12 protein-coding genes and 1 pseudogene are annotated in these 20,263 nt (G+C 76.8%); 9 read left to right on the forward strand and 4 right to left on the reverse strand.

Features of this window, described 5'->3' with window-relative positions:
* The 5 genes and pseudogenes from ABZ449_RS08025 to ABZ449_RS08045 form a co-directional block, all read left to right on the forward strand.
* Positions 1-597, forward strand: a pseudogene (locus ABZ449_RS08025) (hypothetical protein); the annotation flags it as partial.
* A gap of 99 nt (positions 598-696) precedes the next feature.
* Entirely contained in the window at positions 697-4,056 is a 3,360-nt protein-coding gene (locus ABZ449_RS08030) for a right-handed parallel beta-helix repeat-containing protein (RefSeq protein WP_360342052.1), read from the forward strand.
* Positions 4,053-5,270 (forward strand): S8 family serine peptidase, encoded by a 1,218-nt coding sequence (locus ABZ449_RS08035; protein WP_360342055.1) that lies wholly within the window; start codon positions 4,053-4,055, stop codon positions 5,268-5,270. The genes ABZ449_RS08030 and ABZ449_RS08035 overlap by 4 nt, the downstream gene beginning before the upstream one ends.
* Before the next feature lie 234 nt (positions 5,271-5,504).
* Entirely contained in the window at positions 5,505-5,999 is a 495-nt protein-coding gene (locus ABZ449_RS08040) for a hypothetical protein (RefSeq protein WP_360342058.1), read from the forward strand.
* A gap of 239 nt (positions 6,000-6,238) precedes the next feature.
* Complete coding sequence (locus ABZ449_RS08045) at positions 6,239-6,832, forward strand: sigma-70 family RNA polymerase sigma factor (RefSeq protein ID WP_360342061.1); 594 nt, start codon at positions 6,239-6,241, stop codon at positions 6,830-6,832.
* Here ABZ449_RS08045 and ABZ449_RS08050 read toward each other — a convergent pair.
* Positions 6,769-9,708 (reverse strand): BTAD domain-containing putative transcriptional regulator, encoded by a 2,940-nt coding sequence (locus tag ABZ449_RS08050; RefSeq protein ID WP_360342064.1) that lies wholly within the window; start codon positions 9,706-9,708, stop codon positions 6,769-6,771. The genes ABZ449_RS08045 and ABZ449_RS08050 overlap by 64 nt on opposite strands.
* Before the next feature lie 416 nt (positions 9,709-10,124).
* Between ABZ449_RS08050 and ABZ449_RS08055 the strand changes: the two genes are divergently transcribed.
* The 3 genes from ABZ449_RS08055 to ABZ449_RS08065 all read left to right on the forward strand — a co-directional run bounded on the left by ABZ449_RS08055 (position 10,125) and on the right by ABZ449_RS08065 (position 15,113).
* Positions 10,125-12,416 carry a BTAD domain-containing putative transcriptional regulator gene (locus tag ABZ449_RS08055; protein ID WP_360342067.1) on the forward strand — a complete coding sequence of 764 codons (2,292 nt, stop codon included), beginning with the start codon at positions 10,125-10,127 and terminating at the stop codon, positions 12,414-12,416.
* A 246-nt stretch (positions 12,417-12,662) separates the two neighbouring features.
* Positions 12,663-14,513, forward strand: a complete 1,851-nt coding sequence (locus ABZ449_RS08060; protein WP_360342069.1) for a hypothetical protein — start codon at positions 12,663-12,665, stop codon at positions 14,511-14,513.
* 126 nt (positions 14,514-14,639) lie between these two features.
* Complete coding sequence (locus tag ABZ449_RS08065) at positions 14,640-15,113, forward strand: nitroreductase family deazaflavin-dependent oxidoreductase (protein WP_360342072.1); 474 nt, start codon at positions 14,640-14,642, stop codon at positions 15,111-15,113.
* Here ABZ449_RS08065 and ABZ449_RS08070 read toward each other — a convergent pair.
* Together ABZ449_RS08070 and ABZ449_RS08075 are read right to left on the reverse strand one after the other, a co-directional pair.
* Positions 15,094-16,281 carry a hypothetical protein gene (locus ABZ449_RS08070; RefSeq protein WP_360342075.1) on the reverse strand — a complete coding sequence of 396 codons (1,188 nt, stop codon included), beginning with the start codon at positions 16,279-16,281 and terminating at the stop codon, positions 15,094-15,096. The genes ABZ449_RS08065 and ABZ449_RS08070 overlap by 20 nt on opposite strands.
* A complete protein-coding gene (locus ABZ449_RS08075) occupies positions 16,278-16,550 on the reverse strand; it encodes a hypothetical protein (RefSeq protein ID WP_360342078.1) in 273 nt (90 codons plus the stop codon). Before ABZ449_RS08075 ends, ABZ449_RS08070 begins: the two co-directional genes overlap by 4 nt.
* Positions 16,551-16,761: 211 nt before the next feature.
* Between ABZ449_RS08075 and ABZ449_RS08080 the strand changes: the two genes are divergently transcribed.
* Complete coding sequence (locus ABZ449_RS08080; RefSeq protein ID WP_360342081.1) at positions 16,762-17,385, forward strand: hypothetical protein; 624 nt, start codon at positions 16,762-16,764, stop codon at positions 17,383-17,385.
* A 56-nt stretch (positions 17,386-17,441) separates the two neighbouring features.
* Here the strand turns inward: ABZ449_RS08080 and ABZ449_RS08085 are convergent, their stop codons facing one another.
* A complete protein-coding gene (locus ABZ449_RS08085; protein WP_360342084.1) occupies positions 17,442-20,249 on the reverse strand; it encodes a BTAD domain-containing putative transcriptional regulator in 2,808 nt (935 codons plus the stop codon).
* Positions 20,250-20,263 lie beyond the last annotated feature (14 nt).

Genomic DNA, 20,263 nt, shown 5'->3' on the forward strand with positions numbered 1-20,263 from the left:
CCCGCAGCCCCCGCCCCGGCGCCCGCGCCCGCCCAGCCGGCGGCCCCCCAGTCGAAGCCGCCCGTGGTGGTCGCGCCGCCGGCTCCGCCGGCCCCGCCGTCCTACACCGGGACCGCCGGACCGGGCTGCTCCTCGGCCGGCACCGGCTACGCCGAGAAGGGCCGGTCCGCCGGTTCCAAGGACTGGGTCACCCGGTCCGACGACGCCGGGGGCTGCGGCGGCCAGTTCACCTCGGTGCCGATGTCCGGGGACCGGAACAAGGACGACGAGAACTCGGTGGTGTGGACCTTCACCACCGGCCAGGTCTCCTCCGGCAGTTGCCGGCTGTCCGTCCACGTCCCCGACAACGGGGACACCAAGGCGGTCGGCGGCGCCCCCGCCTACTACACCGTGCAGCGGGACGGCGGCTCCGGCGCCACCCTCGGCTCGTTCTCGGTCAACCAGCCGCAGAACCTCGGCCGGTGGGTGAGCGCCGGCACCTACCCCGTGAGCGGCGGCCGGATCGCGGTCGTGCTCCACACCCGGGGCATCGACTGGGGCAGCACGGCCGGTGCCCACCTGGCCGCCTCGACCGTGAAGGCCGACTGCACCGGATGACCGCCCGGCGGCGGACCGCACCGAGCGGGCGGACGGCGGACGGACCGGCGCCGACCGGCACCGAGTGACACACCAGCAGAACGAGAGGGAACCCGAGCCATGTCGCGCCACGTGTTGACGGTGTGCCAGGACCAGCGGGCGGGCGGCGGCTACCGCACCATCGGCGAGGCCCTGGAGGCGGCCCGCAGCGGGGCGGTGATCTCCGTGCGCCCCGGGCGGTACGAGGAGAACCTGGTGATCACCAAGATGGTCACCATCGCGGCGGAGGACGCCCGTGGCACGGTGAAGATCACCCCGCGGCGCGGCTGCGTGGTCCAGGTGGTGGCCGAAGCCGTCCAGCTCACCGGCCTGGTCCTGCACGGACAGGACGAGGAACTGCCCGCCGTCGACGTCCCGCGCGGCCAGGCCGCCCTGCAGGACTGCGAGGTGGTCGGCAACTCCTGGACGGCCGTGCTGACCCGCCAGCAGGGCGCGCTGGCGATGCGCGGCTGCCGGGTCGTCAACTCCGCGGGCGCGGGCATCGTGGAGACCTCCACCGGCGCCAGCGTGATCGAGGGCTGCGTCATCGAGCACCTCGGCACCTCCGCGCTGGTGATCGGCGAGGGCGCCGACCCCGTCGTGCGCAACTGCGTCATGCGCGACGCCCGGGGCAACGGCGTGTGCGCCAACGGCGAGGCCCGGGGCACCGTCGAGGGCTGCGAGATCTCCACCACCGACAAGCCCGCGATCGCCCTGGAGGAGCACAGCACCACCCGGGTGCTGCGCACCGCCGTCCGCGACGCCCCCGTCGGCGTCTACATCAGCTCCGCCTCCCGGGTGACGCTGGAGGACTGCACCTTCACCGCCACCGCCGGCCACGGCATCGTGCTGGGCGGCGGCACCGACCCGCTGCTGCGCCGCTGCCACACCGTCCGCACCCGCGGCCACGGCATCCACGTCACCGCCCGCTCGCGCGGCACCTTCGAGGAGTGCGAGGTCAGCGGCGCCGAGACGGTCGGGGTGCGCGTCGAGGACTCGGCCGGCCCGGTGATGACCAGGCTGGCCGTGCGCGACTGCGGCGGCACCGGGGTCGAGCTCCTCGGGGAGAGCGCCCCCGAGCTGGACCGGCTGGAGGTCCGCGACGTCGGCGGCGCCGGGGTGCGGATCGCCGAGGGCGCCAACCCGCTGCTGCGCCGGGCCGTCGTCACCGACGCCCGGGGCAACGGGGTGGAGGCCGTCCGGGACGGCCGGGGACGGCTGGAGGGTTCCGAGGTCCTGGCCGCGGGCCGGGCCGGGATCCTGGTCGCGGACGGCGCCAACACCTTCGTCGGCGGCACCACCGTCCGGGACGCCCAGGGCCCGGGCGTCCACGTCGCCGATGGCGGGGTGGCCGTGCTGCGGGACTGCGAGGTGGTCGACTCGGCCTCGGACGGCGTGGCCGTCGACGACGGCGGCGACCTGACCTGCACCAGGGCGCGGGTGCGCGGCAACCGCCGTCACGGGGTCCGGATCGGGGCCGGGGCCCGCGCCGTCCTGACCCAGCTGGAGGCCCTGGGCAACACCGGCGACGGCATCCGCGTCGACTCGGCCGAAGCGGTGCGGGTCACCGGCTGCACCGTCACCGGCAATCGGGGGTCCGGCCTGCGCCAGACCGTCCCCAGCGCCCGGCTCTCGGTGGAGAACCTGCACAGCGCGGAGAACCACGGCCCCGACGCGCACGGCTCGGCGAGCGCCGGCGCCGGAGCCCCGTCCGCGGGCCCGGCCGCCGCGGCCGGGCCGGGCGAGCCCGCCGAGCGTTCCGAGCACTCCGCGCCGGCCGAGCCCGCGGTGCACGGGCCGCTGGAGGTGCTGGAGTCGCTGGTCGGCCTGACCGCCGTCAAGGAGCAGGTCGCCACCCTGGTCAACCTCAACAAGCTGGCCCGGCGCCGCGAACTGGCCGGCATGCCCGCCCTGCCGATGAGCCGCCACCTGGTCTTCGCCGGGCCGCCCGGTACCGGCAAGACCACCGTCGCCCGGCTCTACGGCAGCATCCTGGCCGAACTCGGGGTGCTGCGCAGCGGCCACCTGACCGAGGTGGCCCGGGCCGACCTGGTCGCCTCGATCATCGGCGGCACCGCGATCAAGACCACCGAGGTGTTCACCGAGGCGCTCGGCGGGGTGCTCTTCGTCGACGAGGCCTACACCCTGTCCGCCGGCTCCGGGGGCAACGGCCCGGACTTCGGCCGCGAGGCGATCGACACCCTGGTCAAGCTGATGGAGGACCACCGCGACGACATCGTGGTGATCGTGGCCGGCTACTCCGCCGAGATGACCGACTTCCTGGCCTCCAACCCCGGCCTGGCCTCCCGGTTCAGCCGGACCGTCGAGTTCGCCAACTACGAGGTCGACGAACTGGTCACCATCGTCGAGCGGGCCGCCGTCGGACACGGTTACGAGCTCGCCGACGGCACCCGGGAGGCCCTGACCGCGCTGTTCGACACGATGCCCAAGGGCGCCGACTTCGGCAACGGCCGCGCCGCCCGCAAGGTCTTCGAGGAGATGGTGGACCGCCAGGCCACCCGGCTGGCCCGGCTGCCCGAGATCACCGACGCCGACCTCGCGGTGCTGGTCGCCGGGGACACCGGGCAGGAAGCCGCCGGGCCCCGGGCGGCCGCGGACAGCGCCGCCATCCTGGACGAACTGCGCGCCATGGTCGGCCTGCCCGCCGCCAAGGAGCAGGTCGAGGACCTCGTCAACCTGATCACCCAGGTGCGCCGCCGCGAGGAGGCCGGGCTGCCGACCGCGGCGATCAGCCACCACCTGGTCTTCGCCGGGCCCCCCGGCACCGGCAAGACCACCGTCGCCCGGCTGTACGGGCGGCTGCTGGCCGAACTGGGCGTGCTGCCCGGCGGCCAGCTGGTCGAGACCGCCCGCGCCGACCTGGTCGGCCGGTACGTCGGCCACACCGCGCAGCTCACCAAGGAGGCCTTCGAACGGGCCCGCGGCGGCGTGCTCTTCGTCGACGAGGCGTACACCCTCACCCCCCGGGGCGGGGCCGGCAACGACTTCGGCCAGGAGGCCGTGGACACCCTGATGAAGCTGATGGAGGACCACCGCGACGAGGTCGTGGTGATCGTGGCCGGCTACGAGGAGGAGATGAGCGGCTTCCTCGCCTCCAACCCAGGCCTGGCCTCGCGCTTCTCCCGGCAGGTCGAGTTCGAGCACTACACGGACGAGGAACTGGTCACCATCGTCGGGCTGCACGCGGAGAGGGCCGGTTACGTCCTGGCACCGGAGACGGTGGACGCGCTCACCGGGGCCTTCGCGCGGATGCCCCGCGACCGCACCTTCGGCAACGGCCGCACCGCCCGGCAGACCCTGGAGGGGATGATCACCCGGCAGGCCGGGCGGCTCAGCCGGCTCGACGTCTCCGACCTGGCCGAGCTCAGCCTGCTGCTGCCCCAGGACCTCGCCCCGGTGCGGTCGGGCAGCGCGGTATGAGCGGGCGCCGCTGGGCGGGGGCCGCGCTCGCCGGCGCGCTGCTGGCCTCCGCCACCGGGCCGGCCGAGGCGGCGCCACCGGCGCCGGCCGCCTCGGGCGCGCCCGGCGCCGCGGCCCCCGCGGAGCCGCCGCCGCTGCTCACGCAGACCCGCCAGGACGTGCAGCGCAACGGCTGCCCGAAGCCCTCCGAGCGCCCGGCCGACACGGCGGGCTGGGCGCAGGCCGCGCTGCGCCCCGAGGACGCCTGGCCGCTCAGCCGGGGCGCCGGCGTCACGGTCGCGGTGGTCGGCTCCGGGGTGGACGCGGCGCTGCCCGCCCTGGCCGGGCGGCTGGAGCTCGGGCCACGGCTGTCCGGCACGGGCGACGCGGGCCGCGACTGCGTCGGGTACGGCACCTTCGCCGCCGCCCTGGTGGCGGGCCGCCGCACCGGGGACGGCGGGCCCTCCGGCCTCGCCCCCGAGGCCCGCGTCCTCGCGGTCGCCGTCACCGACGACGCCGGCGCCACCACCCCCGACCTGCTGGGCGGCGGGATCCGCGCCGCCGTCGACCGGGGCGCCCGGGTGATCGCGGTCGAGGTGCCCGTCCCCGGGCCCGGGGACGCCCTCGGCGAGGCGGTGAAGTACGCGGCGGCGCACGGCGCGCTGATCGTCGCCCCGGCGGCCCCGGACGGGCGCAGCAACAGCTCGCCCGTCTTCCCCGCCTCCTACCCGGGGGTGCTGGCAGTGGCCTCCACCGGCCCGAACGGCCCGTCCGGGGGCGGCCTGGACGGACGGGTGGACCTGGCCGCCCCCGGGGAGGGCGTGACGGGCACCGGGCCGGGCGGCGGCCTGTTCACCGCCTCCGGGCCGGGCTGCGCCACCGCCCACGTGGCCGGGGCGGCGGCCCTGGTGCTGGCGCTGCGGCCCGAGCTGACCCCGGAGCAGCTGATCCGGCGCCTGGAGACGACCGCCTACCACCCCGGCACCCGGCTGCCGGACGCCGTGGTCGGGTACGGGGTGGTGGATCCGGTCGCCGCCGTCACGGCCTCCTGGCCCGCCGGGGCCCCGGGGGCCGGGCCCGGCGAGCCGGTGCGGGTCGACCCCGGGCCGGACCGCTCCCGGGCCTGGCGCGCCCTCGTGGTGGCGGGCGGCAGTGTCGGGGTGGTCCTGCTGGTGGGCTTCGGCGGTCTGACCGCGCGGCTCGGCCGCCGCCGGGCCGGGCGCGCCGCGGGTTGACGGCCCGCCGGCCCGTCGGCCCGCCGGTTGACGGCCCGCCTGGGCGCGGCGTGGGTGCGGCCCCGGTGAACATCTCCTCCGGTCGATGTGCCGCCGGGTTGAACACCCGGAAGCACGTTCTCCGTTCAACTACATGACAGGAGAGCGGCCCGCGTCCAGGACCCGGGCGGACGGATGAGGTGGACTCCGATGGCAACCTCGGTGGTGGGCCGGGACGGTGAGAGACTCGGCGCCATGACGGACGGTCGGGACGAGAGTGGTCGGAACGGGAACGACCGGGACGGGAACGACCAGGACGGGAACGGCCGGGACGGGAACGGCCGGGACGGGAACGGGCCGGACGACGAGGCGGCGGCACGTCGGCTGATCGCCACCTGGCTGGCCGACGAGCCCGGGCAGGCGGCCACCGGGGCCGGCGGCGCGGCGCGCCCCGACCGGGCCCTCCCGGCCGGGTGGAGCGTCCCCGCGGCCACCGCCCGGGAGGTCGTCGCCACCGCCCGCCGGATGGCCCTGCACGGCCTGGCCGGGCAGGCCCGGCCGACGCCCGGCGCCGACCACCTGGTGCTGGCCCGCGTCCTGGTGGTCGACGAGCACCCCTCGGCCCCGAGCTGGTCCGAGGCGGAGCGCGCCGAACTGGCCGAGTGGGTCGCGGTCCTGGTGCGGCGGTTCGGGGAGGAAGGCGTCGAGCGGCTCACCGCCGCACTCGCGGCCGGTTCCCGACCCTCCTAGGGCACGGCGCGCCGGCCGCACGCTCCACCGGGTCCGACGCGACCCGGCACGACCCCACGGGATCCGACCGGTGCCAACGCGCGCCAACGGCCACCAACGCGGAAGCCGACGAGGCCGTTGGGCGGACGTTGGTGGCGGCTGGGACGGTCTTTCCGTCAGGGCGAGGCACCGGGGCTCACCACGAAGACACCCCCGCGGTTGCCCGCCGATGTCGTTGTACCGGAGCGAAGGACAGAGCCGTGGCCGAGGAAGCCGCCGCTTCACCCGAAGGCGCCCAGCAGCGCGCCGAACACCACCCCTACCGGGGCCCCGCGACCCTGGACCAGGACACCCTGGCGGAGCTGTACCGCGTGCACGGGCCAGGCCTGTTGCGCGCCATGCTCCGGGTCACCAGCGGTGACCGGGGCAAGGCCGAGGACATCCTCCAGGAGACCTTCCTGCGGGCCTGGCAGAACCCGGCCGCGATCGAACGCGGCATCGAGGAGAGCCGTCCGTGGCTGTTCACGGTGGCCCGCCGGATCGCCATCGACCACTTCCGGACGGCCTCCGCCCGGGCCCGGGAGGTCGGATCCGACTCCGTCGACGACCACGCCGGAACGCACGACCCGTACGAGGACGTGATCGCCGCCCGCGATCTGGCGACGGCCATGGCGGAGCTCCAGCCGCACCACCGCGACGTGCTGGTGGAGCTGCACCTGAACGGCCGTTCGACGGCCGAGGTGGCGTCGGTGCTCGGCGTGCCCGTGGGGACGGTGAAGTCCCGCAACTTCTACGCGGTGCGGGCGCTGCGCCCGATCCTGGCGGCCCGGGGGATCGTCCAGGTCGCGGTCTGAGGCGGGAGTTCCCCCTCGATCGCGGAGATCCGGGCCCCGAGCTCGGCGACACCGCCGGTGTCGCCGAGCTCGCCGTACAGGTCCGCCGCCGCGCGCAGCCGCGCCGCGGCCGGCGCCGGTCGCCCGGTGGAGAGCAGGAAGTCGGCGTAGCGCTGCTCGACGGCCGCCTCCAGGTGGCGCGCCGCGCTGGCCCGGCAGCGGGCCGCCGCCTCCTCCCAGGTCCGCTCCGACTCCTCGATCCGGCCGAGCAGCCGCAGCGCGTGCGCCTCCTCGACGAGGGCGAGGAGGTGGAAGGTGGCGTGCGGGTGCGGGGCCAGCAGTCGGCGGGCCTCGCGGGCGTGGCGCAGCGCCGTCGGCCCGTCGCCGCCGAGGTTCGCCAGGGTCGCCGCGTTGCTCAGCACCGTCGCGCCGGCCCGGTTCAGGCCGAGCTCGTCCAGCCGGCGCACGGTGGCGTCCGAGAGCCGCCTGGCCTCGGCCAGATCGCCGTGGTCGGCGAGCGCCACCGCCAGCACGCCCATCGCGTAGATCTGCGCGGCGCCGTCGTGGTCGCGCGTGCGGTCGTCGGCCCGGCGGGCGAGGACCAGTGCCTCCGCCGGGCGCCGCTTGCCGCTGAGCGCCCGCGCGGTGGAGGCCTCCAGCAGGGCCGTCGCCACCGGATCGCCGGTGCGGGTGGCCGCGGTCAGGCCGTGCCGCAGGCAGTCGAGCCGGTCGGTGAGCCGCCCCGACCCGAAGTAGAGGCAGTTGGCGAGGAAGGCCAGCAGCCAGGACCGTTCGTCCTCGCCGGCCTCGGTGCCGGCGGCCACCAGGGCGCGCACGGCGGGCTCCTCGGCGCCGAACCAGTCCAGCGCGGAGCGCACGTCCGGCAGGTCGGGCAGCACCGGCGGCGGGAACTCCACCGGCCGCTCGAACTCGGTCAGGTGCGGCTGGAGCAGGCAGGCGCCCGCCCGGGCGGCGGCGAGGTAGTAGTCCAGCAGCCGGACCAGCGCCCGGTGCCGGTGCTCCGGCGGGTCGGCGTCCAGCAACTCCCGGCCGTAGAGCCGGATCAGGTCGTGGCGGCCGTAGCGGCCCGGGGCGGTCTCGGTGAGCAGGTGGTGGGCGGTCAGGTTGCCCAGGGCCCGGCGGGCCTCGCCCGGCGGCGCCGCGAGCAGCGCGGCCGCGGTCGGCACGTCGATCTCCGGCCCGGGGACCACCGCCAGCAGGGCGACCAGCCGTACGGCGGACGGCGGCAGGAGGCGCAGCGTCAGGTTGAGCGCCGAACGCACGCTCACGCCGCCGTGGGCGTCCAGGGCGGGCAGCCGGGTGCGTTCGTCCTCGACCTCGGCGACCAGGTGGCCGACGGTCCAGGCCGGCTGCGCGGCGAGCCGGGCCGCGGCGATCCGCAGGGCGAGCGGCAGGTGGTCGCAGAGCTCGGCCAGCCGGCGGGCGGCCACCGGCTCCGCGGTGAGCCGCTCCTCGCCGAGGACCTGGGCGAGCAGGCCGAGCGCGTCCGTCTCGGGCAGCGCCTCCAGCCGCAGCGGCACCGCCCCCTCGGAGACGACCAGGTCCTCCAGGGTGTTGCGGCTGGTCACCACCGTCGCGCTGCGCGGTCCGGCCGGCAGCAGCTCGGCGACGTCGGCGGCGCTGCGCACATTGTCGAGCAGGACCAGCAGCTCGCGTTCGGCGGTGAGTTCCCGGTAGAGCTCGCCGCGCCGGGCGCGGTCCTCGGGGATCTCGGCCTCGGCCAGCCCGAGCGCCCGCAGGAAACGGCCCAGCACCTCGGCCGGGTCGCTGGGGCAGGCCGGATCGAAGCCCCGCAGGTCGTGGTGGAGGTGGCCGTCGCGGAAGCCGCCCGTGGCGCCGTGGGCCCAGCGCACCACGGTCGCGGTCTTGCCGGCGCCGGCGGCGCCGACCACCACGGCCAGTGCGTGGTCGGGGCGTTCGGCGCCGCAGGTGTGGTCGAGCCAGTCCAGCTCGGCGGTCCGGCCGACGAAGCCGGGTGTGCGGCGGGGCAACGGGCCCACGGCGCGCCGGGCGGCGGGGGTGGGGGGCGTGGCGAGTGGGTGGGTCGCGGTGGGGTGGGCCTCGGCGGGGTGGGGGAGGGACGCCGGCCGGTCCAGGAGGTGGGCGGGCTCGGCCCGGCCCGGGGCGCGGCCGTGGTCCGCCGCGGCGCGCTCGTCGGCGAGCACCGCGGCCAGGGCGGCCTGCAGCGCCGGGCCCGGACGCCGGCCGAGTTCGGCGGCGAGCCCGCTGCGCGCCCTGTGGTAGAGCCGCAGCGCCTCGGCCGGGCGCCCGGCCTGGTGCAGGCAGCGCACCAGCAGCGCGGCGGTCGGTTCCTGGAGCCATGCGGTGTGCAGGCGCTGTGCGAGCACCGGGAGGGCGCTGCCGCCCCGACCGGTGTGCAGCAGCCGTTCGGCCCAGTCGTGCACGGCCTGCTCGTGGGCGCGCTCCAGTCGGTCCGCCAGGTCGTCGCGCAGGTCGGTGCCGGGCAGATCGGCGAGCGCGTCGCCCTCCCAGAGACGGAGGGCTTCGCCGAACAGCGCGGCCGCCGTCCCGGCGTCCGGCGCCTCGCCGGCGCGGGCGGTGAGCGAGCGGAAGCGGTGGACGTCGACCGACTCCGGGTCGCCGGTGAGGAGGTAGCCGGAGGTCCGGGTCTCCAGGGTGAGGGCGGTGCCGTTCATGTGCTTGCGCAGTGCGGCGACGTGCCCTTGGACGACGGCCTTGGCCCGAGCGGGCGGGGTCTCGTCCCAGAGCAGTTCGTAGAACCGCTCGACGCGCACGCGGCGGCCGAACTCCAGGGCCAGCAGGGCCAGTACGCCCCGGCGTTTGGCCCCCGGCACCGGGATGGTCCGGCCATCGGCGGCCCTGAGCTCGGTGGGCCCGAGCAGCCGGATGCGCATGTGCTCCCCATGGTTTCGACGCCCGGCGTCCTGCCGGGCGGCTCATTCAACCACTACCTCACGCACGGTGAATCTACGCGCGTCACTTCGGACGGTCGGCGGCCCCGGGGTGGCGGGACGCCGTGTCCCCGATGTGCGAGGAGTGAACTCCGCATGAAGATCAGGTTTCGCCGGTGGGCGATCGGAGTGGTCAAAGTCGAAGTGGCGCAGGATAGTTGGGTTTCCTTACCATTCCGATCGGAGGCTTGGACGAAGATCGAACACCTTCATATCCTCGGCTCGTCTCCGTCCGTCCCGTCCGTCCGTCCCATCCCGTCCGTCCCGTCCCGTCCGTTCTCAGGCGCTCAGGAGAGAGTGTGCGCGTCCGGCTGCTCGGCCGAGTCGAGGTCCGCTGTGAACAAGGGTGTCCGGTCGTCGTGGCCGGTGCCCGTCGCCGGGCCGTGTTCGCCCTGCTCGCAAGCGAGTTGAACCGTCCCGTCGCCGTCGATCGGCTGCTCGCCACGGTGTGGGACGGAGCGCCGCCGCCGACCGCGCGGGCCGCCCTCCAAGGCCATGTCTCCGCCGTCCGGCGCGGACTCGGCGAAGGCCTGCGCCTGCTGACCCGGCCCGAGGGCTACGTCCTGGTCGGCGAGCCGGAACTGGTCGACGCCGCGCACTTCGAACAGCTGACGGCCGCCGCCGAGGAGGCCACCGACGCCGAGCGCGCCATCGGACTGCTGCGCGAGGCCCTCGACCTGTGGGACGGACCGGCCCTGACGGACTGCGGCTCGCGCACCCTCACCGAGACCACCGGCCGACGCCTCGACACCGCGCGGACCCTCGCCGCCGAAGCGCTCGCCGAGCGGTTGCTGACGGCCGGCCGCGGCGCCGAGGCGCTCACCGACCTCCAGGCCGCCGTCACCGCCGACCCGCTGCGGGAGGAGACCGCCGCCCTGCTGATCCGTTGCCTCCACCGGGCCGGCCGGACCGCCGACGCCAGGCTCGCCCACCGGAAGGCCACCGAGAGGATCGCCGCCCACGGCCGGACCCCGGGCCGGCCGCTGCGCGAGGCGGGCGAGGCGCTGGATCCGGTCGACGGAGCGACCGGTACGGCCCCTGCCCGTGGCCCGCAGCTCGGCGGCCTGGAGCGTGGTGGCCTGGAGCGCGGCGGTCTTCGGGGTGGCGGCGCGCTGCCGCGGCTGGGCGTCGGCCTGGTCGGCCGCACGGCCGAACTGCGGCAACTGGACGAGGCCGCGCTGCGCGCCGAAGGCCGTCCGGTGCTGGTCACCGGGGTCGCCGGGGCCGGAAAGAGCAGCCTGGTCCTGCACTGGGCCCACGCCCGCACCGACCGCTTCCCCGACGGCCGGATCCACCTGAACCTGCGGGGCTTCGGCGAGGAGGAACCGCTCACCCCCGCCGAGGCGCTCGCCACCCTGCTCGGCGCGCTGGGCGTTCCGGCCGACGAGCTGCCCCACGACCCCTCCCGGGCCGCCGAACTCCTCCGCACCCTGACGGAGGGGCGCAGGCTGCTGCTCGTCCTCGACGGCGCGCGCTCCGCCGAACAGGTCGAGCCGCTGCTGCCCTGCGCGCCCGAGCCGGTGGTCGTCGTCACCAGCCGCTCCCGCCTGACCGACCTGGTGGTCCGTGAGGCCGCCATCCCCCTGCCCGTCACCGGCCTGCCGGAGGAGGAGGCCGTCGACCTCCTCGCCCGGGTGGCCGGACCGGAGCGCGTCGCGGCCGAGCCGCGCGCCGCCCGGAGACTCGCGGCCCTGTGCGACCGGCTGCCGCTGGCCCTGCGGGTGGCCGGTGCCCGACTGGCCTCCCGGCCCGCCTGGTCGCTCGACGACCTGGCGGAGGAGATGGCCGACCAGCGCACCGGCCTGGCCGCGCTCGCCACCGGCGGGGCACTCGGCATGGCGACGGCGCTCGGCCGCAGCGTCCGGGTGCTGCCCGAGGACGCTCGACGGCTGTTCGCCCTGTCCGGACTGCACCCCGGCGAGACCCTCGACAGCGGGGACGCCGCGGCGCTGACCGGCGTCTCGCCCGCCCGGGCCCGCGAACTGCTCGCCGAGCTGGACGCGGCGCACCTCGTCCTGGAGGCCCTGCCGGGACTCTTCCAGGTCGCCCGCCTCGCCCGCCTCTACGCCGTGGAACTGGCCGCCGAACTGCCCTGCCCGGAGCGGATGGCCGCCACCCGGCGGCTGCTCGACCACGTGGTGCGGGCGGCGGGCGCGGCCCTGGAGTGCGTCACGGCCGCCGTCCCGGGGCAAGGCGTCTCCGCCCGCGCGCTGGAGACCGCCGGGCAGGCACTGGACCTGGCCCGCCGGCTCGTCGGCGAACTGGTCCGGCAGGTGCCCGAGCCGTCCGTGGACTCCGGGCGGGCCCGGCTGGTGGACCGGCTGAGCCGGAGGCTCGAAGGCCTCCGGAACGAGACCTCGGAGCAGGCCGCGGGCGAGAGACCGGGCGAGAGACCGGGCGAGGGTGCGGCGGTGTCGGGCCGTGTCCTGCCGCAGCGCCCGGCGGGAGAACCGGCGCCCGGGCGCGCGACCGCGGGCGGCCCCGGCGTCGCGCCGGAAGCCCTCGCGCCGGACCCCCTGGACCGGCTGCTGGACGAGCTGGTGCGCGGCGCCCCCTTGGAACCCCGGACCGGGAGGCAGGGCGTACCCCGGCAGGGAACCGCCGCCGACGCGCGGTCAGCTCGCCCGGCTCGCCCGGCCGCGACCGGCTGAGCCCGGAGGGCGTGGGGCAGGAGACGTGGCGCCGGGCAGGAGCCGCCGACGGTGAACCCGGGGCGGGCGCCGTTCCGTGTCCCTCGCCGAGGACCCCTGCGTGAGGCGGTGACCCCGAGGGCCGGACACCCGCCACCGTGCGCGGCGGCGCCTCGGACCCGCCCGCCCCCCGCGGTCCCGGGCGGGACCGGGGCCGCGGGCAGCGGGACCGGCCCCGTCCCCTTCCGACCCCAGGAGATCCCTGCCATGTCCAAACACCGGCTCAGCCGTCGTCGGCGGATCGCCGCCGCCGCCACCGCGCTCGCGGCCGGCGGCGTCCTGATCGTCGCGCAGAACGACGCTCCGGCCGCCGCCACCGACCCGGTCGGCCTCAACGCCGTCTACGAGTACCTGGGCTGGGGCGAGTCGGGTGCCGCCCAGGACCCGGTCGAGGTGATGAAGGCCACCGGCATCCGGCAGTTCACCCTGGCCTTCCTGCTCGCCGGCCACGGCGGCTGCGAGCCGGCCTGGGACGGCGAGCGCGCGCTGACCGGCAGCGACGAGGAGGCGAAGATCAAGTCGATCCGCGCCGCCGGCGGCGACGTCGTGGCCTCCTTCGGCGGCTGGGACGGCGCCAAGCTCGGCGAGAAGTGCGCCGACGCGGCCCAACTCGCCGCCGCCTACCAGAAGGTGATCGACGCCTACCAGCTGAAGGCGATCGACATCGACATCGAGAGCACCGAGCTGACCGGCGCCGGATCCCGCCGACGGGTCGTCGACGCGCTCAAGACCGTCAAGGCGAAGAACCCCGGCCTGCGGGTCTACGTCACCTTCAGCACCGAGGAGAGCGGCCCCGACGCCGACGGCACCGACCTCGTCACCACGGCGGCCAAGACCGGCCTGGAGGTGGACGGCTGGGTGGCCATGCCCTTCGACTTCGACCGCCACACCGGCACCATGGTCGACGCCACCAAGGCCGCCCTCACCGGGCTCCAGCAGACCCTCGTCAAGGCCTACGGCTACGACCAGGACACCGCCTGGCGCCACGCCGGCCTGTCCTCCGTCAACGGGCACAGCGACTCCCCGGACGAGGTCGTCTCCCCGGCGGACTTCCAGGCCATGCGGGACTTCGCCGCCGGCCACCACCTCGCCCGCTTCACCTTCTGGGCCGTCAACCGGGACCGCGCCTGCACCGGGGCCTTCACCAAGGACGCGGCCTCGAAGTGCAGTGGGATCCAGCAGAGCCCGTACGAGTTCACCAGGATCGTGGCCGGCTACCACGCCGACTCCAAGCCGTCGGACGGCGCGGCGCACTGCCCCGGCCCGACCGGCACGGCCACCGCCTCGCCGTCGGGCACCGCCACCCCGTCAGTCACCGCCTCGCCGTCGGCCACCCCGTGGCGCAACCGTGAGACGCGCACTCCGATCTCGGGCACGCCCTACTCCCCGCAGGCCAGTGCCTCGCAGAACCGGCGCCAGGCGGAGGTGGACGCCAAGCGGGCGACGGGCACGGCACCGGCGGAGGACTCCGAGGACGTGGACGACTCCGGCGACTCCGGCGACGACAGCCCGGCGCCGAAGGTCACCACCGCCCAGCCCGCCGAGCCGTCGGAGAGTCCGTCGCCCACGAAGTCGGGGACGAAGGCCCCCAAGCCCACGGCCCCGGCGGCGGACTGTTCCCCGACGGCGGCTCCGGTGGTCACCGCGACCACGACCGCGACCACCACGGCCATCGCGGCGCCGACCGGGCAACCCACCGGCGAGCCGACCACGACGCGCCCCACCCGGCAGCCGACCAGCCGGCCGACCCCGACCCGCACCCCGGCGCCGGTGGTCACTCCCACCGCGACGGACACGGCGACCGCGACGCCCTCCGTCACGGCGACCGCATCGCCGACGGTCGGCCCCACCGTGACACCGACCGCCCAGGTGGCGGTGGCCGCCGCCGCGCCCACTGCCACCCCGGCCACGGATGCCGACGGCCAGCCCCTCGCCTCCACCGGAGGCGGCGGCGCCACCAGCGTCATCGTCGCCGGAGCCGGCGCACTGCTGCTGATCGGCGGCGGCTTCGGCATGGTCGGCGGTCGACGCCGTCGCACCGCGGAGGAGTCGCACTGACACCCGGCCCCGTCCTGCCCGCCGCAGGACGGGGCCCTCGGCAGGGCGGGAGCGGTGGCCGCCCCTTCGTGCGAGGCTTGTGGGGGACTTCCGACACGGTCCGTACACGGCGATGGGGTGAAGGCGATGTCTCTGGAGGGCGAGTACGAGCCGAGTCCGGCGGCCTGGGTGCGCGAACAGGTCGAGCTGTACGAGAGTTCGGGTGGCACGCAGGGCACGACGCTCTGGGAGACGGGCCTGCCGGTCGTCATCGTCACGATGCGCGGCGTGAAGAGCGGCAGGATCCGCAAGATTCCGCTGATGCGCGTGGAGCACGAGGGGCGGTACGCGGCGGTGGCCTCGAAGGGCGGCTTCCCGAGCCACCCGTCCTGGTACTTCAACCTCAAGGCCGACCCGCACGTGGAGCTCCAGGACGGCCCCGTACGCCGGGGCATGACGGCCCGTGAGCTCACCGGGGACGAGAAGGCCCGGTGGTGGCAGCGCGCGGTCGCCGCGTATCCGCCGTATGCCGAGTACCAGGAGAAGACCGACCGCGTGATCCCGGTCTTCGTGCTCGAACCGGAGTGCCCGGCCGCCGGGCTCAGCCCGTCCGGCAGGTGACGCGGACGGGGGCGGCGGCGATGTGGGCGTGGGTGGGCTGGCCGGAGCCGGTCCAGTCCTGGCCGCGGTTGTGGAGGCGGACGACCAGGGAGCCGCCCGCCGGGCGGAACGTTCCGGCGTCGACCCAGCCGCCGCGGTGGCCGATCTGGTCGACGTCGAACGACCCCAGGTCGGCGCCCGACGCCCCGACCACCGTGTAGTACGCCGGTGCGCCGCCGACCTGCTGGATCGAGCCGGAGGCGGGGACGTACACCGAGATGCCGCAGCTCGTCGGGCCCGCGCCGGTGTCGAAGGTCCACAGGGCGTAGGTGCTGTTGTCGTCCTTGTTCCGGTCGCCGGACATCGGCACCGCCTCGTAGCGCCCGTCGCAGGACTCGCCGGAGAGGCCGCCGCTGTTGACGGTCACCCAGCCGTCGGCGCCCTGGCGGAACGCTCCCACCTCCTGGAAGCGGCCGCCCGGGCCCGAGCAGCCGAAGCCGGCCACGGCCTGGAAGACGGGCTGCGGGGCCGGTGCGGCGGGCGCCGGCTGCTCGGGGGCGGCGGGCGGTGCGGCGGGTGGTGCGGCCGGGGCCGGAGGCGCCACGACCTGGGGCGCGGCGGTGGTGGGTCGGGCGGGAGCCGGGGGCGGGGCGGCCGTGGTGGAACCGGCCGTGGGGGAGGGGGCCGCCGACTCGGTGGTGGTCGCGGTGGCGCCGGGGGACTCCGTGGGCGTGGCGTCGGCCGTGGTGGGCGGGTCGGTGGGCGCGGCGGTGGGCGAGTCGGTGGGTGCGGGGCGGTGCCGGCCGTGGCTGCCCAGCGGCGACCGGCCGTCGGGCGCCGCGGCGGCGGCCCGATCACCGGGGGCGGCGTCCGGCTTCAGGAACGGGGCGAGCAGCAGCAGGACCGCCCCGCAGCCCATCGCCGCCACCATGGTGACGCGCCGGGCGTCCCAGGGCCTGCGCGGGCCCCGCCAGGGCCGGGCCCGCCCGGCCGGCGGCCGGACGGCGAACCGGCGGGCGGCCGCGGCCCGGGCGGCCGCGCCGAGCCCGGTGGCGCGCTGCCGGGCCTGCCGCAGGGCCGCCCGCAGTCGCGCGGCGGCGCCCGGCTCCGAGGGGGCGACCGGTTCGGCGTGCACCCATGGCAGTTGCAGGACGGTGGTGGGCGGTGTGCTGTTCTGCCGGTCGGTCATCGTGGGTCCTGTCCGTCCGAGGGCAGGGCGGCGGCCGGGGTGTCGGACCCGGGCAGCAGGAGCGCCCGGGCGCCGCTGCGCGAGGTGGCCGGCGGCCGCAGGGCCGGGTCGTACGCAGCGGCGGGCTCCGTCCGTTCCACCGGGTGGGCCCGGACGGGGCCACGCGCGGGCGCGGGGGCCCGTACCGCGAGGGCTCCCGCCGCGGCGAGTCCGAGGCCCGCCGCGCTGCAGAGCAGGGCCGCCCGTCGCCGTTTCGCCATGCTGGTCACGTTCGTCTCTCCCTGGAGCTGTCGCCGGATCGGGCCGGATGCGGGCGGCCGCAGCGGTGTGCGGGCCGGGATTCGCCCCGCTGAACGGAAGCCGTGGGCCGCCGGGTTCAGGCCGGACGCCGGCGGATCGAACCCCGGAGGGGGCGCCGTCCGTGCTACCGGCTGAGGCCGGTCGGCAGCCGGCCCGGAGTACGGACGAGGGAGGACAGCGATGGCCTGGTACCAGGGGCCGAGCCGGATCACGGTGACGGCGGTGGAGGGGCGGTTTCCGCAGCGGGCGATGGTGACCGTCCGGGGCGCCGCTCCGGTGGAGATCCCCGGCGAGGTCGGCGCCGTCCACGTCGTCGAGGCGGAGCGCTGGGAGCTCGACCTGGAGCACCGGGACCCGAGTGGGTGGTGCCCCAACATCCGTGCGGTGCAGGGCCGGTGGCAGGAGATCCGGGGCGTGCTGACGCAGGTCGTGCACAGCCGCAACCGCGACCTGGCCGGCGACCGGCAGGACCGCAACCTGGTGCTGCGGATCGAGCGGGTCACGCCGGACGGTGAGGACGCGTCGACCGCGCCCGCCACCCCGGCCGCGCGCCGGACCACCGCGGCGCACCTCGCTCCGGCGGTCCCGGCCGGCGCGGTGCCGCGTACCTCCGCCGGACCGGTCGGCGGCACCACGGGCACCACGGGCACCACGGGCACCTCGGGCGGCGCGGCGCCGGGTGTGCGGACGACGACCTCGGGTGCCGGGGCGGACTTCCTGCGGCCCGCCGCCGCCCCGGGCAGGACGGCCGGCACGACCGCCCCGGCCAGGCCGACCACCACGGCCGGCTCCTGGAACGGCTGACCGATCCGGCCGGGGCCGGTCCAGCCCGGTTCGGCCGGGCCCGGCCCGGCCCCCGGTCACGACCGCAGGCGCGCCAGCCTGGACTGCACCAGCTCCACCTGACGGGTCAACCGCCCTTGCTCCGAGGCGAGTTCCAGCGCCCGCTCCCAGTACCGGCGCGCCTCGGACGTCAGCCCCCGGTCGTCCATCACCTGCCCCATGAAGTCGGCGAAGTCGAACTCCGCGTGGGCGTGGTTGCCCTGCGCCCGGCCGAGCTCCAGCGCCCGGTGGATCTGCGCCACGGCCTCGTCGGTGCGCCCCAGGGCGCGCAGCACCTGGGCGTGGGTCTTGGTGGAGATCACCAGGTAGGGGTCCGACTCGCGCCCGGCCAGCAGGGCCAGCGACTCCTCGACCGGCGCCAGTCCCTCCGCGGCCCGGCCCGCCCGGAAGAGGGTGTGGGCCAGGTTGTTGAGCGCCTGGGAGAGCAGCCGGGGATCGCCCAGCTCCCGCGCGTGGGCCACCGTCTCGGCGAAGCCCGGCAGGAGGGCATCGGGTTCGTCGTGGTCGTCCGAGAAGCTCGTCCGCATGCTGAGGTAGCGGTGCCGGAGGACCGGCAGGCTCTGCGGGTCGGCCACGGCGACGGCGCGCTCGGACTGCGCCAGGGCCTCCGGGCGTCGGCCCAGCCAGCCCAGCGAGAGGCTGTGGTTGGAGTACAGGTGCGGCCAGCCGGCGGCGGTGCCGGCGGTCTCGGCGGCGGTCAGCGCCTGGCGGGCCGCCTCCTCCCAGCCGCGGAACAGGCCGGCGTCGAGGTAGAGGTAGCCGGCGTTCTCGACCATCCGGCAGGCGTGGTCGGGCGTTCCCCAGCGGCAGGCCAGGGCGATCAGGGCGCGGACGGTCGGTTCCTCGGCCCGGAACCAGGCCAGGGCGTCGGCCGAGGTCGCGAACTCGGGGGTGCCGCCGGTCGGCGGGTGGACCGGGCGGTGGTGGCGCGCCTCCGGCCGGGCGAGGACGAGCCCGGCGGCGGTCGCGGCCAGGTAGTGGTCGAAGAGCCGGGCCAGGGCGGCCTCCCGGGTGGCGATGGGCAGTTCCTCGGCCGCGTGCCGGGCGTGCAGCCGGACCAGGTCGTGGCGTTCGAAGCGTCCCGGCGCGCTCTCCTCGACCAGGTGGGCCTGGTGCAGCAGCTCCAGCACGGCTGCGGCCGTGCGCCGGTCGGTGCCGGCCAGGGTGGCCGCCGCGGCGGTGTCGACCTGCTGCCCCGGGTGGACGCCGAGCAGCCGGAACAGCGCGACGGCCGGCTCGGGCAGGGTGCGGACCGTCAGTTCCAGGGCGGCCGCGATGCTCAGCGTGCCCTCGGTGGCCAGGGCGGCCAGCCGGGAGCGTTCGTCGGACAGTTCGCCGGCCAGCGTGGCGACCCGCCAGTGCGGCCGGGTCGCCAGGCGGGAGCCGGCGATCCGCAGCGCCAGCGGCAGCCCCTCGCACAGGCCGACCACCCGCTGCGCCGCCTCCTGTTCGGCTTCCAGCCTCGGCCGGCCCGCGATCCCGGCCAGGACCCCGAAGGCCTCCTCGGCCCGGAGCGACTCCAGGGACAGGACCCGTGCGTCCGCGACGGCGAGCAGCCCGGTGAGCCGGTGACGGCTGGTCACCACCACGACGCAGCCCGGCTCGGCCGGCAGCAGCGGGAGCACCTGGTCGGCGTCCCGCGCGTTCTCCAGCACGAGCAGCACCCGGCGGCCGGTGAGCAGGGCCCGGAGGGCGGCGGTCAGCTCCTCCCGGTCGGTGGGCAGGGCGCCGTCCTCGGCGCCGAGGCCCCGCAGCAGCTCGGCGAGGGCCTCCTCGGGGCTCAGCGGCGCGGTCTCGTCGAAGCCGCGGAGGTTGACGCCGATCCGCCCGTCCGGGAAGGCGGCGGCGTTGCGGTGCGCCCAGCGCAGCACCAGTGCCGTCTTGCCGACCCCGGCGGGGCCGGTCACCAGCAGCAGCCGCGGCTCGTCGTCGGCGGCCGTGCGAGCGGGACCGCTCTGCGCCGTGGCCGCTCCACCGTCGGCGCCGCTCTGGCGGCCCAGCCAGGCCAGCTCGGCGTCCCGTCCGACGAAGCGGCCCGGCTCGCGCGGCAGCCGCGCCGGTGCGGCGGCGGGCCGCGTCGCCCGCGGGACGGAGCGGATCCGGGCGAGGGCCTCCCGGAGGCCGGTGCCGGGGTCGATCCCGGTCTCCTCGGCCAGCCGTCGCGCGGTCGCCTCGTAGAGGGCGAGGGCCTCGGCGGTCCGGCCGTCCTGGTGGAGGCAGAGCATGGCGAGACGGACCAGCGACTCGCGCAGCGGGTGCCCGGCCAGCGCCTCGGTGAGGTCGGCGGTCACGGCGGCGCCCGGCCCGGGGGTACCGCCCTGTCCGGTGCGCAGCAGCCGTTCGGCGAGCTGTTCCAGGGCCTCGATCCGGAGGGTCTCCAGCCGGTCGGCCGCGCCCTCGCGCAGTGCGGTGGAGCCGCAGTCGGCCAGTGCGGGGCCCCGGCGCAGCGCGACCGCCTCGCGCAGCAGCGGTACGGCCGTCCCGTCGGCGGCTTCGGCGCGGGCGCGGTCGAGCAGGCGGTCGAGCCGGTGGGCGTCGATCAGGTCGGGGTCGGCGCGCAGCACGTAGCCCGGGGCGCGGGTCTCCAGGTGCAGGCCGTCGCCGAGCAGGGCGCGCAGTCTGGCGATGTGGCCCTGGAGCGCGGCGCGTGCGGTGGGGGGCGGGGCGTGGTCCCAGGCGAGGTCGAGCAGCCGCTCGACCGGGACGACCCGGTTGGCCTCCAGGGCGAGCGCGGCCAGTACGGCGCGGCGCCGGGCGCCTCCGATGTGGACGGCCGAGCCTTCGGCGCTCCTCAGCTCCAGCGGTCCCAGCAGCAGTATCCGCACGCCGCTCCTGTGCT

This window comes from Kitasatospora sp. NPDC005856 (assembly GCF_040629945.1).
GTDB lineage: Bacteria > Actinomycetota > Actinomycetes > Streptomycetales > Streptomycetaceae > Kitasatospora.

Excerpts from the sequence above, each read along its gene's own strand:
- ABZ449_RS08080 (WP_360342081.1), top strand. The coding sequence starts at position 16,762 with ATGGCCTGGTACCAGGGGCCGAGCCGGATCACGGTGACGGCGGTGGAG.
- ABZ449_RS08040 (WP_360342058.1), top strand. The coding sequence starts at position 5,505 with ATGACGGACGGTCGGGACGAGAGTGGTCGGAACGGGAACGACCGGGAC.
- ABZ449_RS08060 (WP_360342069.1), top strand. The coding sequence starts at position 12,663 with ATGTCCAAACACCGGCTCAGCCGTCGTCGGCGGATCGCCGCCGCCGCC.
- ABZ449_RS08070 (WP_360342075.1), bottom strand. The coding sequence starts at position 16,281 with ATGACCGACCGGCAGAACAGCACACCGCCCACCACCGTCCTGCAACTG.
- ABZ449_RS08035 (WP_360342055.1), top strand. The coding sequence starts at position 4,053 with ATGAGCGGGCGCCGCTGGGCGGGGGCCGCGCTCGCCGGCGCGCTGCTG.
- ABZ449_RS08030 (WP_360342052.1), top strand. The coding sequence starts at position 697 with ATGTCGCGCCACGTGTTGACGGTGTGCCAGGACCAGCGGGCGGGCGGC.
- ABZ449_RS08050 (WP_360342064.1), bottom strand. The coding sequence starts at position 9,708 with ATGCGCATCCGGCTGCTCGGGCCCACCGAGCTCAGGGCCGCCGATGGC.
- ABZ449_RS08065 (WP_360342072.1), top strand. The coding sequence starts at position 14,640 with ATGTCTCTGGAGGGCGAGTACGAGCCGAGTCCGGCGGCCTGGGTGCGC.